The organism is Desulfovibrio sp. ZJ200, assembly GCF_011039095.1.
Classification (GTDB): Bacteria; Desulfobacterota; Desulfovibrionia; order Desulfovibrionales; family Desulfovibrionaceae; genus Desulfovibrio.
In genome coordinates this window covers 87,544-101,117 of sequence record NZ_JAAKEH010000003.1, presented here as the reverse complement: position 1 = coordinate 101,117, position 13,574 = coordinate 87,544, and the positions used below count along the sequence as shown (strand labels likewise).

Below are 13,574 nucleotides of genomic sequence, written 5' to 3'. Positions count from 1 at the left end.
TTGTTTTTTTGCGGGAAAGGCAAAACTCCTCACTGGGGCAACAGCCCTAGGCCAGATTCATTTTTCTGATTTTTTTCAGCAGGCGCTTGCGCGCGGCGGCCTTCTTCTTCTTGCGCATAACGCTGGGTTTTTCATAATGCTGGCGTTTTTTCATTTCAGAAAGAATGCCGGCCTTTTCCACCTGCTTTTTAAAGCGGCGCAGCGCAATGTCGAAGTTATAGTCGTCTTCGTTGAGAAAAACTCCGGGCAAAAATATCACCCCCTTCCAGAGCAGCGTTGACTTTTTGTAAAAGTCACAGTCGTCATGTGGCCACAAAACGTTGTTATTGGTGGGCACATGCCTGTACGGCTCCTGCGTCGCCCGCGGGAGCAGCCTCCCGGGCTGACTTCGACCGCTTCGGCTTGCTCACGCCGCCGGACGTAAAAAGGCGGCTTTGCAGCAGGTAGCGTAATGAGGGCTGACCCTAGCCCAGGGCCGGGAAAAAAGCAAGCCAATTTGCTGCAAGCCCCTGCGCGGCATTGCGGCTGCCGCGCAAACAGGCCGCATGCCCCAGGCGCGCCCGCCGGGAAGAAGCCCGGACGGACCTGGCGAGATCCGCGTTGCCCTGCAAAGCGCAAAGCTTTGCGGGGCTGTGCAGGGCTGAACACTCGCGCAACGGCAAGCCCGAAAGCCGGACTTGCCGTTGTGGAGATAGCATATTGGACGGAAAGCCGGAGAATCAGTTAAGCGCGTCCTTGAGCATTTTGCCCGGACGAAATTTGACCATTTTGCAGGCGGGGATGGTCAGGGCCGCGCCGGTGCGCGGGTTGCGCCCCTGACGGGCTTTGCGGCTTTCCACGGCAAAAGTGCCAAAGCCGGTGAGCGTCAGTTTGGATTCTTTGGTCAGCGTCTCTTCCACGGAAGCCAGAAAAGCATTAAGCGCGCGTTCAGCGGCAGCTTTGGTCAGATTAGCCTTGTCGGCGATTTTTTCAACCAGATCAGCCTTAGTCATCAGCGTATCCTCCTGAAGATTTGCCAAGGGTATTGCGCTTTGGCTCCCCCAAGCCTGTGGTCCAAAACCACTACGCGCAACACCGACATAGTCATGGACAGTGAGTCAACCTCTTTTAGGAAAGCTTGTCAAGGTTTGGGCCAAGAAAGAGGCCAGCCGCCGAAAATCGCGTATGCAGAGAGATTCCGGCCTGAGGCTGGGATCAAGGCCCATGTCTTTCAACCCTGTTTCCAGAACCGGCAGACCGGCCCGGCGGAAAATGCCGCCCAATTGCTTGCGGCGCTGTTGAAAACAGATCCGCAGCAGGCGGGCCAAAGCCTCGGGATGCGCGGGCCGTTGCGCCAAGGGGAGCGGATCAAAGGAAAGCACGGCTGAATCCACCCCGGGCGGCGGCTGGAAAGCGCCCGGACCCACCACGAACTCCAGATGCGGGCGCGCATGACTCTGCACCCAGACGGAAAGCGCGCCGTACTGGCCGTTGCCCGGCGCGGCGGCCAGGCGTTGCCCCACTTCTTTTTGGACCATGAACACGGCTCTGCTCAGCCCCGCGGCCCGGGAGACAATATCCCAGATCAAGGGGGAAGCGACATTGTACGGCAGGTTGCCGATGATCTTCCAGGGCTGCTCGGGCTGAATCCGTCGCCAGTCAAAGCAGAGCGCGTCCATCAGCACGGCCTGGGTGCGCGGCCCGGCCAGTCGCCCGCGTTCCCTTGCCCAATGCCGATCTTTTTCCAGCAGGAGCAAACGGCTGTGCGGCAAGGCTTCCAGGGCCCGGGTCAACGCGCCGGGGCCAGGGCCGATTTCCAGAATGCGGTCGTCAGGGCCGGGCAGGAGCAGGGCCGCGATGCGCGCGCAGATTTCTTCCCGGCGCAGAAAGTGCTGGCCCAGGCTTTTTTTGGCAGGCGGCGCGCCTTGCGCCCTGGCGGGAAAAGACATGCCCATCCCCTCAGGGCAGATCAAAGCGGTCAAAGGCCAATACCAATCCGGCCCGGCCCTGGGTGGCCGAGCGCAGAGAAGTGGAAAAGCCGAACAGCCGCCGCAGGGGCGCTGTGCCGCGCAGCAGTTTTTGCCCGTTGTGATCTTCCAGCTCCTCGACCTTGCCGCCGCAGCCGTTGAAGAGGCCGATGGCCGGGCCCAGGAATTCGCCGGGCACGTTGATTTCCACCCGCATGATCGGCTCCAGGGCCACGGGCGCGGCCTTGGCCAGGGCTTCGCGCAGGGCCTGCCCGGCGGCCATGTGGCAGCCCGGCGCGGTGGTCAGGCCTTCGTGTCGTTGCACATTGGTCAGCGTCACTGCCACATCCTCCACAGGGTAGCCGCTGAGTTCCCCGCTTTGCAGGCTGTCGCGCACCCCGTCCAGCGCGGCCTGCAACAGTGCCCTGGGCAGTATTTTTTGCGCTTCCGCGGGATTTGCGGGCAAAAAATCACCCACTTCCACCAGATTGCCCGCATGGCGCGGGCGGGGGGCCACGCGCAGGGAAACCGCGCCCTGATGCCGCTCCTTGCCCAACTCCTTGTCAAAAACAGCCTCGGCGCAGGCTTCCTTGCGCACGGTCTCGCGCAGCACCACCTGCGGATGGCCGGTGCGCGGGCTTATGTCGTATTCGCGCTTCATGCGTTCCAAAAGCACATCCAGATGCAATTCCCCCATGCCCGAGAGCATGCGCGTGCCCGAGTCTTCATCCAGGCGCACCTGAACGGTGGGGTCTTCTTCCATATAGCGGCCGAGAGCCTCATCCAGAATTTTGCCTTCGTCGGCGTTGCGCGGTTCCAGGGCCAGGGTGAGCACCGGGGCGTAGGCGTCGATGGCTTCCAGAGAAAGCTCGCGCCCTCGCGCTGTATACGTTTCGCCGGTATGAGCCGAGCGCAGACCCACCACGGCGACAATCTCACCGGCGCAGGCCGTTTCGAGCTGCTCGCGGCGATCCGCATGCGGCTGAAAAATGCGACCCACGCGGTCGTCGGTTTTGCGCAGGGTATTGCGCAGCACATCCCCTTCCCGGATGCTTCCGGCGTACAGGCGCAGAAAGGCCAGTTTGCGGCCGTTTTCCATCAGCACCTTGAAAACCAGCGCCACCGCGGGCGCCTCCGGCTCCGGCGGCACCGGCGATTCCTTGCCCTGCGCGTCACTGCCAATGGGGGGGGGCACATCCAGCGGCGAGGGCAGCCAGTCGCACACCGCGTCCAGCACGGGCTGGATGCCCATATTGCGCAGGGCTGAGCCGCACAGCGCGGGCGTCAGCGCGCGGGAGAGCGTGGCGCGCCGCAAGGCGGCGCTGACGTCATCCGGCGTGTAGACGCCGTTGAGATAGCATTCCAGAAAAGCGTCATCGGCTTCGGCCAGCTTTTCCAGCATGGTCTCGCGCCAGGGCGCGGCCAGGGCCGCCTCCTTTGGGCTGAAGGGCGCGCGGCGCACGGTCTGCCCCTGATCCGCGGCGTCAAAGGTCAGGGTCTGCTCATGGATCAGATCCAGCACTCCGGCAAAAGCCTCGCCTTGCCCCAACGGCGCGGTCACGGCCACGGCATTGGCCTGGAGGCGTTGGCGCAGCGCCGCGAGCACGGCTTCATAATCCGCGCCCGTGCGATCCATCTTGTTCACAAAGACGATTTTGGGCACGCCGAAATGTTCCGACTGCCGCCAGACGGTCTCGGATTGCGGCTCCACCCCGCCCACGGCGCAAAACACGCCAACGGCTCCGTCCAGCACGCGCAGGGAGCGCTCCACCTCAATGGTGAAATCCACATGCCCGGGCGTATCGATCAGATTGATCATCCTGCCCTGCCAGCGGCAGGTGGTGCAGGCAGAAGTGATTGTGATGCCGCGCTCCTGCTCCTCGGGCAGATAATCCATGGTGGCCGCGCCGTCATGCACTTCGCCCATGCGGTGAATCCTGCGGCTGTAGAAAAGCATGCGCTCGGACAGCGTGGTCTTGCCCGCGTCGATATGGGCAATGATGCCGATATTCCGGATGTCGCGGATCTGGGTCATACTGGCTCCGGCTGAAGGGCGTTTCCTGGAGTGGTACGGTTTTTTCAGGGCAGCCGCAAGACCTGAGCGGGCAGGGATCAGGGCTGACGCATAGAGCGTTTAGCTAATTTCATTAGCAAAACGATCTAACGGTCCGAAAGCAAGGCGTGTGACTGTAAAAAAATCCGGCGTCAGGCCGTCATGCAGCCAAAAGCCTTCGCAGCCCGGAGCCAGAGCCAGCGGGCCCGCAAAACTGAAGGGGCCGTGGGGGGAATCGTTGCAATGCGCCCGCGCGGCCTTTTCGTTGCAATAACATGCCGCGGGCCTGGCCGGATGCCGCGCTTGCAGGGCTTGTTGCAGGGCCTCGCCCTGGGCAAAGGCCAGCACGTCCGGATCGAAAGCTTCGGGATTCGGCAGAAGCAGAGTGGGCGAGCAGCGTTCCTCATAACAGGGCAGGCCCATTGCCCGGGCAAAGCGGCTCGTGTTGTCCAGGTCGCCGTTGTGAAGCAGGACCAGACGGCCGGGCCCGTGTTGGCTTTCTTCCTCCAGCAAAGCGCGGAGCGCGGCCGCCTCCAGTGTGAAAATGTCTTCCACGCCGGTGAGCTCCAGACTGACGAGGGCCTCCCGCGAGGGGCGGCCGCCCACGCAAACCGCGGCCACAAGGGGCACGCCGGCCAGAAGCGCCGGCACGCAGGCCGCGGCCAGACGGGCTGCCGCCGTATATGCGGGCGTAAAGGCGATGACCGCCCAGGGCGCGGGAAAAACGGCCGTATGCCGCCAAAACCCAAGATGATTGTCCCTGCGTTCCTGCCGCAGGCTGCCGGGGCTCTGGCCGAAATGCATGTGCGCCAGGGCAAGGCCGGATTTCAGCGCGGCCCTGCATGCCGGCGGCGTGGCCTCATAGGCCTGAGCCGCCAGATCGTCGTCCAGGCGCGCATCTTCGGCCCAGTCAGGCCAGTGGACCGTGTGCGGCGCATCCAGCGCAAGTTCAGGCAGATTCCGGCTGCTCATGGCCGTTTGTTGTTCTGCGGGGCTGTTTTTGTCACTGCAGTGGCGCGCGGTTCGGAGCGGTTCTCATATTCCGCCAGCCATTGCCTGAGCTGCTCCACCTGGCGCGCCACGGAACGCGGCCCCGTGCCGCCGGGAGTCTCGCGCCGCCGCACGGCTGCCGCGTAGTCCAGCACGGCGAAAACGTCGTCCTCAACAAGCGGCGTAAGCGCCTGCAATTCCGGCAGGGATAAATCCTCCAGGCCCTTGCCCTCGCGTTCGGCGGCGGCCACGGCCTGCCCGGTCAGATGATGGGCCTCGCGGAAGGGCAGCCCTTTGCCCACCAGATAGTCGGCCAGTTCCGTGGCATTGAGAAAACCCGCCTTGCAGGCGGCGCGCATGCGATCCGTGCGGAAGCAGAGTTCCTCCAGCATGCCCGCCATGAGCTGCAATGAGAAATCCACTGTGCGGTCGGCGTCCAGAAAGGCTTCCTTGTCTTCCTGCATGTCGCGATTGTACGCCAGAGGCAGGCCTTTCATGACCGTGAGCATGGCCGTCAGATCGCCATAGACCCGGCCGGTTTTGCCGCGCATCAGTTCGGCCACGTCCGGGTTTTTTTTCTGTGGCATGATCGACGAGCCCGTGGCGTAGCCGTCAGGCAGCCTCACAAAACCAAAGGCCGGATTGGCCCAGAGAATAATCTCTTCGCAGAGCCGTGAAAGATGCATCATAACGGCTGAGGCGCCGAACAGGGCTTCCAGCACAAAATCCCGGTCTGATACGGCGTCCATGGAGTTGCCGTAAATCTCCGTGAAGCCCACCTCGCGGGCCACGCTCTCGGGGTCCAGGGGGTATGTGGTCCCGGCCAGGGCAGCCGCGCCCAGAGGCGAGATGCAGGTACGCCTGAGCGCATCGTCAAGGCGCTGCACGTCGCGGCGGAACATCCAGGCGTAGGCCAGCAGATGCTGGGCAAGGCTCACGGGCTGGGCGGGCTGCAAATGCGTGCAGCCCGGCAAAATATCCGCCTGATGGTCCGCGGCGCGCCCGACCAGCACGGCACAGAGCGCGGCCGCGTGTTTTTGCCAGATCTTCAGCCTGTCCGCCACAAACAGGCGGAAGCTCAAGCCCACCTGATCGTTGCGGCTGCGGCCGGTATGCAGTTTTTTGCCCACCTCGCCGGTCAGTTCGGTGAGTCGGGCCTCAATGTTCATGTGCACGTCTTCCAGCTCGGGCTTCCAGAGAAAAACGCCGGACTCGATTTCGGAGCGCACCTTGTCCAGGCCGTCCACCAGGATTTCCGCCTCCGCGGGCGTGATCACGCCCTGGCGGCCCAACATTCGGGCATGGGCCTGTGATCCGCGTATATCCTGGGCGTAAAGCGCGCGGTCATAGGATTGGGAATCCGTGTACCGGGCCACAGCCTGTCTGGGGCCTTCGGCGAAACGACCGCCCCAGCTTTGATTTTTGCTCATGACTCGCCTTTCTGGAGTAGAGTGGCTTTGCAATGCGGCGCATTGCAAAGTTTCCTTATTTCCCCGCAGCCTGTGTTTTGATCGCCGAGTAAAGGCGCAGGCGCAGGCTGTTCAGGCGGATAAAGCCCGCCGCGTCCTTGTGGTCGTAATCGCCGCCCTCGAACGTGGCCAGATCCTCGGAGAAGAGCGAATGGGGCGACGTGCGGGCTAGGGGCCAGACTCCGCCCTTGTAGAGCTTGGCGCGCACGGAGCCTGTGACCGTCTCCTGGGATTTGTCCATGAAAGCTTGCATGGCTTCGCGCTCGGGCGAATACCAGAAACCATTGTACACGCACTGGGAGTAGCGCACGGCCAGCATGTCGCGGATGCCGAGCAGTTCGCGATCCATGCAGATGCCTTCCAGATCGCGGTGCAGCTTATAGAGCAGGGTGCCTGCCGGGTTTTCATACACGCCCCGGCATTTCATGCCCACAAAGCGGTTTTCCACCATGTCGTCGCGGCCGATGCCGTTGCGCCCGGCCATCTCGCTCAGGGTTTTGACTATGGCGTAGGGCGAGAGGCGTTGGCCGTTGACGGCCACGGGATTGCCGCGTTCAAAATCCACAGTGACGATTTCCGGCGTGTCCGGGGCCTGTTCCACAGGCACGCAACGCTGGTGGCAGGATTCGTGCGGCTCATTGCCGGGATCTTCCAGCTCGCTGCCCTCAAAGCTGGTATGCAGCATGTTGGCGTCCATGCTGTAGCGTTTGGCCGCGCTGGAAATGAAAATGCCGTGCTTTTCGGCAAAGGCGGTCAATGCGGTGCGGGACATGAGATCCCACTCGCGCCAGGGCGCAATGACCGTAAGATCGGGAGCCAGGGCGTTAACCGCAAACTCGAAGCGCACCTGATCGTTGCCCTTGCCTGTTGCGCCGTGAGCCACGGCGTCCGCGCCTTCCCTGCGGGCCACGTCCACCAGAGCCTTGGCGATCAGCGGCCGGGCAATGGAGGTCCCCAGCAGATAGCGCCCCTCGTACCGGGCGGCTCCGCGCATCATGGGAAAGACGAAATCGCGGGCCATTTCCTCGCGCAAATCCAGCACACAGGCCTTGGTTGCGCCGGTTTTCAGCGCCTTTTCCTCCACCCCGGAAAGATCCTCGGGCTGGCCCAGATCCGCGGTGACGGCAATCACTTCGCACTGATAGGTCGTGATCAGCCATTTGAGGATCACGGAGGTATCCAGACCGCCGGAATAAGCGAGCACAACTTTTTTGATCTTCTGCATTCGTAAGAGCCCCCCTTGTGGATTCGGGGAAAGAGTATTGCCCAAAAAGCGCCGGGGCGCAAGTCAGGGGGCCGCCAGACGCGCCGCGAGGCCGAAAGATTCCGGCAGGCTTTTCTTTCTCTGGGGCCGTGATTTTTACTTGTCAGATGGAAAGGATGCGATTAGTCCTTGCCCTGGCGTGCCCGCGCTCCCCCTGTTTTTTCCAAGGTGGCCAAGACCTTGTGGATTTTCGGCAGGATTTTTCTGCGCACGGCAATGCCCCTGGCCGCCTGGCCCGATATGGCGGGAAAAAGCGGAGGCGGCCAAAGGAGATGGCAGCGAGGATGAGGCATGCCCTTGTTCAGCATTAAAATGCGCGCCAGCCGGATTGCGCACGGCAGGGAAGAGCATATTTCAGGCGCGGAACGCATTGCCGGGGCCGAGGCCATGCCCGCTCTGGCGCAGGCCCTGGTAGCCCGCGCCCAGGGGCACGCGAAAGGGCGTCCCGACCGCATTCATCTCAAGGTGGAGGCCGTGCCTGAATCCGCCTGCCTGCGTTTGCAGAGCCTGCCTGCGCGCGCCCTGGCCTGCGCGGATGCCGCTGAAGGCCTGCGGCTGGCCGCGGGCCTGCTTGCCCGGGCGGGCGTGCCCGCGCCCGAGGCCGTGATTGCTCTGTTGCAGGAGGCCGGAAATTTGCGCGGCGCCATGTTGCTGGACGCGGACAGCCTGGAGCGGCTGGAGCCCAACACCATGCGCGGCATCCGCGCCACCTGCATGGATGCGGCCGATCCCGAGCCTTTTTCTGACTGCTCCGGCGCCGGGGCAAAGAGCCACTATCGGGAAGCCATGGTGCTGGCCGCCAAGGTGGCCCACGCGCCCCATATTCTGGCAGAGATCTGCATCTCCGACGATCCGGACTATGTGACGGGCTATGTGGCTTCCCGCGCGCTGGGTTATGTGCGTATCGCAAGGATGAAGGAGCCGGGTTCGCCACAAGGCGGCCGCATTTTCCTGTACAGGGGCCCCCGGCGGGATCTGGCCGCCACCCTGGATTTTATCGAGCGCCAGCCCGTGCTGGTGGAGAACATACCGGACGCGCCGGGCTTCAACGCGGACGCATCCGCGGCGTCACGTTCGTTTTTTTCGCAGTCAGGGGCGTTGATGCCGGGCACTGCGGGCCGCGCAACGGCCCGCGCGGACAAATGGGATTTTCTGGACAAGCGTCTGGACCGCCTGGACGCGCAAGGCCTGCGCCGTCATATCCGGGAAATGTCCTCCGCGCCCGGAGCGGTGGCGCGCTGCCGGGGCAAGGATCTGCTTCTGCTGGCTTCCAACGACTACCTGGGCCTGGCCGACGACCCGCGGGTCAAGGCCTGCGCTGCCGAAGCCCTGGCCGCTTACGGCGCGGGCAGCGGGGGCTCCCGTCTGACGACAGGCAGCCTGGAACTGCACGGCAGGCTGGAGCGGCGTCTGGCGGCCTTCAAGCAGGCGCAGGCAGCGTTGCTGTTCAACACCGGCTACATGGCCAACGTGGGCGTGATTACCGCGCTGTGCCGCAAGGAATGGGTGATCTTCAGCGACGAGCTGAATCACGCCAGCATCATTGACGGCTGCCGCCAGAGCAGGGCGCAGATCGTTGTGTATCGGCATAACGACATGGAGGATCTGGAAGCAAAGGCCCGTCAGCACGCGGGACGCCAGGGCCTGATCGTCAGCGACGCGGTGTTCAGCATGGACGGCGACGTGGTTTGCCTGCCTGAACTGCTGCGCATTGCGGATCGCTGCAATTTCCTCTCCATGATCGACGAGGCGCACGCCACCGGTGTTCTGGGGGCCACGGGGCGCGGCGCGGCAGAGCATTTCGGCCTTGAGCGCGCGGCGGATATTACGGTGGGAACCTTGAGCAAGGCCCTGGGCAGCGAGGGGGGCTACGTCTGCGGCAACGCCCGGCTCATCGAATACCTGAAAAACAGCGCGCGCAGTTTTATTTTTTCCACGGCCTTGTCCGCCGCGCCCGTGGCGGCCGCGCTCCAGGCCCTGGAAATTCTGCTCCGGGAACCGGAACGCGTGCGCCGTTTACGGGAAAACACGGCATTTTTCTGCTCCCGCCTGCGCGAACAGGGCCTTGCGGCCCATTCGGACAGCGCCATCGTGCCCCTGCGCATCGGGGAGGAAAAAGCGGCCCTGGCCGCGGCGCAAAGCCTGTTCGAGGCCGGATATTATCTCTCGGCCATCCGCTACCCCTCGGTGGCCAGAGGCAGCGCCCGGCTGCGGGCCACGCTGCGCAGCGATCACAGCCAGCAGGATCTGGCTGAAGCCGCCCGGCAGGTGGGGCTGGCCCTGAGGTCGGCGCGGTAGAGCGTTGAGAGCATTTTCTCTTTGAAAATGCTCTGCTGACGCGAAAGCGGCAGCCGCCGCAACGCGGCGTACATTCAGGCGAAAACCGCGTTTTTCGCCTGAATGCCACCTTTGACTTTCATAAAAAGTCAAAGGTAATCTGCTCTAGCTGATTGCGTCAGCAAAACGCCCTGCGGCTCGCTCCGGCCCGGCGTCTGAAGGAAAACGCTTGACCGGCAAGCCCGCCATAGCGTAGAAACAATCGTTTTGAGCAACACGGCGCGGCCGTGCCTTTTCTTCACGACTCTCCAAAATCCGCAGGAATGCCCCATGCCCAAGCGTACGGATTTACACAAAATTCTGGTTATCGGCGCGGGCCCCATCATCATCGGCCAGGGCTGCGAGTTTGACTACTCCGGCTCTCAGGCCGTCAAGGCCCTCAAGGAAGAAGGCTACGAGGTGGTGCTGGTCAACTCCAATCCGGCCACCATCATGACCGATCCGCAGATGGCCGACGCCACCTATGTGGAACCCATCGAGCAGGACACCCTGACGGCCATTATCCGCAAAGAGCGGCCCGACGCACTGCTGCCCACCCTGGGCGGTCAGACCGCTTTGAACGCCGCTCTTGGTCTGGCCAAGAGCGGCGTTTTGGCGGAATACGGGGTGGAACTGATCGGCGCCAGGGCGGAGGTCATTGAAAAGGCCGAGAGCCGGGAGCTTTTCCGCGAGGCCATGGAAAACATCGGCCTGCAAATGCCTGCCAGCGGCATTGCCCACAATCTGGACGAGGTGCGCCACCTGGGCAACGTGCTGCCTTTCCCGCTGATCGTGCGCCCGGCTTTCACCCTGGGCGGCACGGGCGGCGGCGTGGCCTACAATCTGGCGGATCTGGAGGAAGTGGCGGCGCGCGGCCTGTCGGCCAGCCCCGCTTCGGAAGTGATGATCGAGCAGAGCGTGCTGGGCTGGAAGGAAATTGAGATGGAGGTCATGCGCGATCAGAAGGATAATTGCGTGATCATCTGCTCCATTGAGAACTTCGACCCCATGGGCGTGCATACCGGCGACTCGATCACCGTGGCCCCGGTCCAGACCCTCTCGGACATGGAATACCAGAAGATCCGCGACGCTTCCATTGCCATCATGCGCGAAATCGGGGTGGAAACCGGCGGCAGCAATGTGCAGTTCGGCATGAACCCGAAAAACGGCGACATTGTGGTCATTGAGATGAATCCGCGCGTCTCGCGCTCCTCGGCCCTGGCCTCCAAGGCCACGGGCTTTCCCATTGCCAAAATCGCGGCCAAGCTGGCCGTGGGCTATACCCTGGACGAGCTGCGCAACGATATCACCCGCGAGACTGTAGCCAGCTTTGAGCCGGCCATTGATTATTGCGTGGTCAAGATCCCGCGCTTCACCTTTGAGAAATTCCCGGGCGCCAGGGATGAGCTGACCACTTCCATGAAGAGCGTGGGCGAGGCCATGAGCATCGGCCGCACGTTCAAGGAAGCCCTGCAAAAAGGCCTGCGCTCCATGGAAATCGGCGCGCCCGGCCTGGGGTACCGCTTCCGGGAGGAGCCGCCCTCGCGCGAGGCCATTCTGGAAGCCCTGCACCGGCCCAATTCGCGCCGCATCTTTGCCCTGCGTCAGGCCCTGGCGACGGGCATCAGCGAAGAAGAGATTTTTGCGGCTTCGGCCATTGATCCCTGGTTCATCCGCCAGGTGCGGGACATTGTGGATATGGAGACCCGCATCCGCGACTTCGGCCAGGCCAACGACATGACCCCGGCCAACGCGGATCTGGCCGTTGTGCTGCGCGAGGCCAAGGAATACGGCTTCTCGGACCGGCAACTGGCCGAGATGTGGAAGCGCCCGGAGGGCGACATCCGCCGCCTGCGCCGGGAAATGGACATCGTGCCCACCTATTATCTGGTGGATACCTGCGCGGCGGAATTTGAGGCCTATACTCCCTATTTTTACTCCACCTATGAACGCGGCGACGAACTCAAGGTGCAGGACTGCCGCAAGGTGCTGATCCTGGGCGGCGGGCCCAACCGCATCGGCCAGGGCATCGAGTTCGACTACTGCTGCTGCCACGCCTCCTTCGCGCTGCGCGACGCCGGGATCATGGCGATCATGGTCAATTCCAACCCGGAAACCGTGTCCACGGACTATGACACCTCGGATCGGCTCTACTTCGAGCCCCTGACCTTTGAGGATGTCATGAATATCGTGGAAAAGGAAAAGCCCGAGGGCGTCATCGTGCAGTTCGGCGGCCAGACCCCGCTCAATCTGGCCGTGCCTCTGATGCGCGCGGGCGTGCCCATTCTGGGCACTTCGCCGGACGCCATTGACCGCGCCGAGGACCGCGAGCGTTTTCAGGCCCTGATCCAAAAGCTGGGCCTGTTGCAGCCGCCCAACGGCACGGCCGGGGATCTGAAGGAAGCCCTGGAAGTGGCCGAGTGCATCACCTACCCCGTGGTGGTGCGTCCCAGCTATGTGCTGGGCGGCCGGGCCATGGCCGTAGTCTATGACGCCTCGGAGCTGACCGACTACTTCCGCGAGCAGGTGCCGGAAAAGCCGGAACATCCCATCTTGATCGACAAGTTTCTGGAACATGCCGTGGAAGTGGACGTGGATGCCCTCTCGGACGGCGAGGAAGTCTATGTGGCCGGGATCATGGAGCATATTGAGGAGGCGGGCATCCACTCCGGCGACTCGGCCTGCGTGCTGCCGTCCTTCTCGCTCTCCTACGATCATGTGGCCCTGATCGCGGGGCAGGCCGAAGCTCTGGCCCGCGAGCTGCGAGTCGTGGGCCTTATGAACATCCAGTTCGCGATCAAGGGCGACGACATTTACATTCTGGAAGTCAACCCGCGCGCCTCGCGCACCGCGCCCTTTGTTTCCAAGGCCACGGGCGTGCCCCTGCCGTATCTGGCCACCCAGGTCATGCTGGGCAAGAGCCTGGACGAGCTGGACCCCTGGAGCATGCGCAAGGGCGGCTTTGTCTGCGTGAAGGAAGCGGTCATGCCGTTTCATCGTTTTCCGGGCGTGGATGTCATCCTGGGGCCGGAAATGCATTCCACCGGCGAAGTCATGGGCATGGGCTCCGATTTCGGCGAGGCCTTTCTCAAAAGCCAGTTGGGCGCGGGCCAGGTCCTGCCCCAGGCGGGCAAGATCTTTCTTTCGGTCAATGACCGGGACAAGCCTTTTCTGCCCGAAGTGGCGTCCATGTTCGCCAAACTGGGCTTCGAGCTTCTGGCTACGCGCGGCACGGCCGCCGTGTTGCGCAAGCATGGCCTCAAGGTGGAGGAAGTGCGCAAGGTCTATGAGGGGCGGCCCAATATCGTGGATCTGCTGATCAATCATGAGGTGGCCCTGGTCATCAACACGGCCTCGGGCAAGCCCACGGCCAGGGATTCCAAGGCCATCCGTCGCGCGGCCCTGACCTACAAGACGCCGTACTGCACCACCATCGCCGCCGCCAGGGCCACGGCCAGAGCCATCGGCTCGCGTCGGGACGAAATTCATGTGGAAACATTGCAGGAATACTACGCGCGGGAAGCGCGGGGGTAGTT

General features: G+C 63.1%; 9 protein-coding genes. 2 read left to right on the top strand and 7 right to left on the bottom strand.

The genetic code is table 11. From position 1 onward, the window contains the following. Nucleotides 1-46: 46 nt before the first annotated feature. The 7 genes from rpsU to G7Y52_RS01820 all read right to left on the bottom strand — a co-directional run bounded on the left by rpsU (nucleotide 47) and on the right by G7Y52_RS01820 (nucleotide 7,683). Nucleotides 47-250: a 30S ribosomal protein S21 gene (gene rpsU, locus G7Y52_RS01850; protein ID WP_165065165.1), complete on the bottom strand. Its 204-nt coding sequence runs from the start codon at nucleotides 248-250 to the stop codon at nucleotides 47-49. A 469-nt stretch (nucleotides 251-719) separates the two neighbouring features. After that, nucleotides 720-1,019, bottom strand: a complete 300-nt coding sequence (locus G7Y52_RS01845) for an HU family DNA-binding protein (RefSeq protein ID WP_277424272.1) — start codon at nucleotides 1,017-1,019, stop codon at nucleotides 720-722. Nucleotides 1,020-1,097: 78 nt separating this feature from the next. Continuing rightward, complete coding sequence (gene rsmA / locus G7Y52_RS01840; RefSeq protein ID WP_165065159.1) at nucleotides 1,098-1,928, bottom strand: 16S rRNA (adenine(1518)-N(6)/adenine(1519)-N(6))-dimethyltransferase RsmA; 831 nt, start codon at nucleotides 1,926-1,928, stop codon at nucleotides 1,098-1,100. A 10-nt stretch (nucleotides 1,929-1,938) separates the two neighbouring features. Next, on the bottom strand, nucleotides 1,939-3,981 hold the full coding sequence (fusA, locus tag G7Y52_RS01835; RefSeq protein WP_165065156.1) for an elongation factor G: 2,043 nt from the start codon (nucleotides 3,979-3,981) through the stop codon (nucleotides 1,939-1,941). Nucleotides 3,982-4,080: 99 nt separating this feature from the next. Continuing rightward, nucleotides 4,081-4,971, bottom strand: coding sequence for a hypothetical protein (locus tag G7Y52_RS01830; RefSeq protein ID WP_206215164.1), 891 nt, complete (start codon nucleotides 4,969-4,971; stop codon nucleotides 4,081-4,083). Next, entirely contained in the window at nucleotides 4,968-6,419 is a 1,452-nt protein-coding gene (gene argH / locus G7Y52_RS01825) for an argininosuccinate lyase (RefSeq protein ID WP_165065153.1), read from the bottom strand. Before argH ends, G7Y52_RS01830 begins: the two co-directional genes overlap by 4 nt. Nucleotides 6,420-6,474: 55 nt before the next feature. Continuing rightward, on the bottom strand, nucleotides 6,475-7,683 hold the full coding sequence (locus G7Y52_RS01820) for an argininosuccinate synthase (RefSeq protein WP_165065150.1): 1,209 nt from the start codon (nucleotides 7,681-7,683) through the stop codon (nucleotides 6,475-6,477). Nucleotides 7,684-8,013: 330 nt separating this feature from the next. On the opposite strand from G7Y52_RS01820, the gene bioF reads away from it, so the two are divergent. Further along, the gene (gene bioF, locus G7Y52_RS01815) at nucleotides 8,014-10,020 is read left to right on the top strand and encodes an 8-amino-7-oxononanoate synthase (RefSeq protein WP_165065147.1); all 2,007 of its coding nucleotides are present in this window, start codon (nucleotides 8,014-8,016) and stop codon (nucleotides 10,018-10,020) included. Nucleotides 10,021-10,329: 309 nt separating this feature from the next. Then, a complete protein-coding gene (carB, locus tag G7Y52_RS01810; protein ID WP_165065144.1) occupies nucleotides 10,330-13,572 on the top strand; it encodes a carbamoyl-phosphate synthase large subunit in 3,243 nt (1,080 codons plus the stop codon). Nucleotides 13,573-13,574 lie beyond the last annotated feature (2 nt).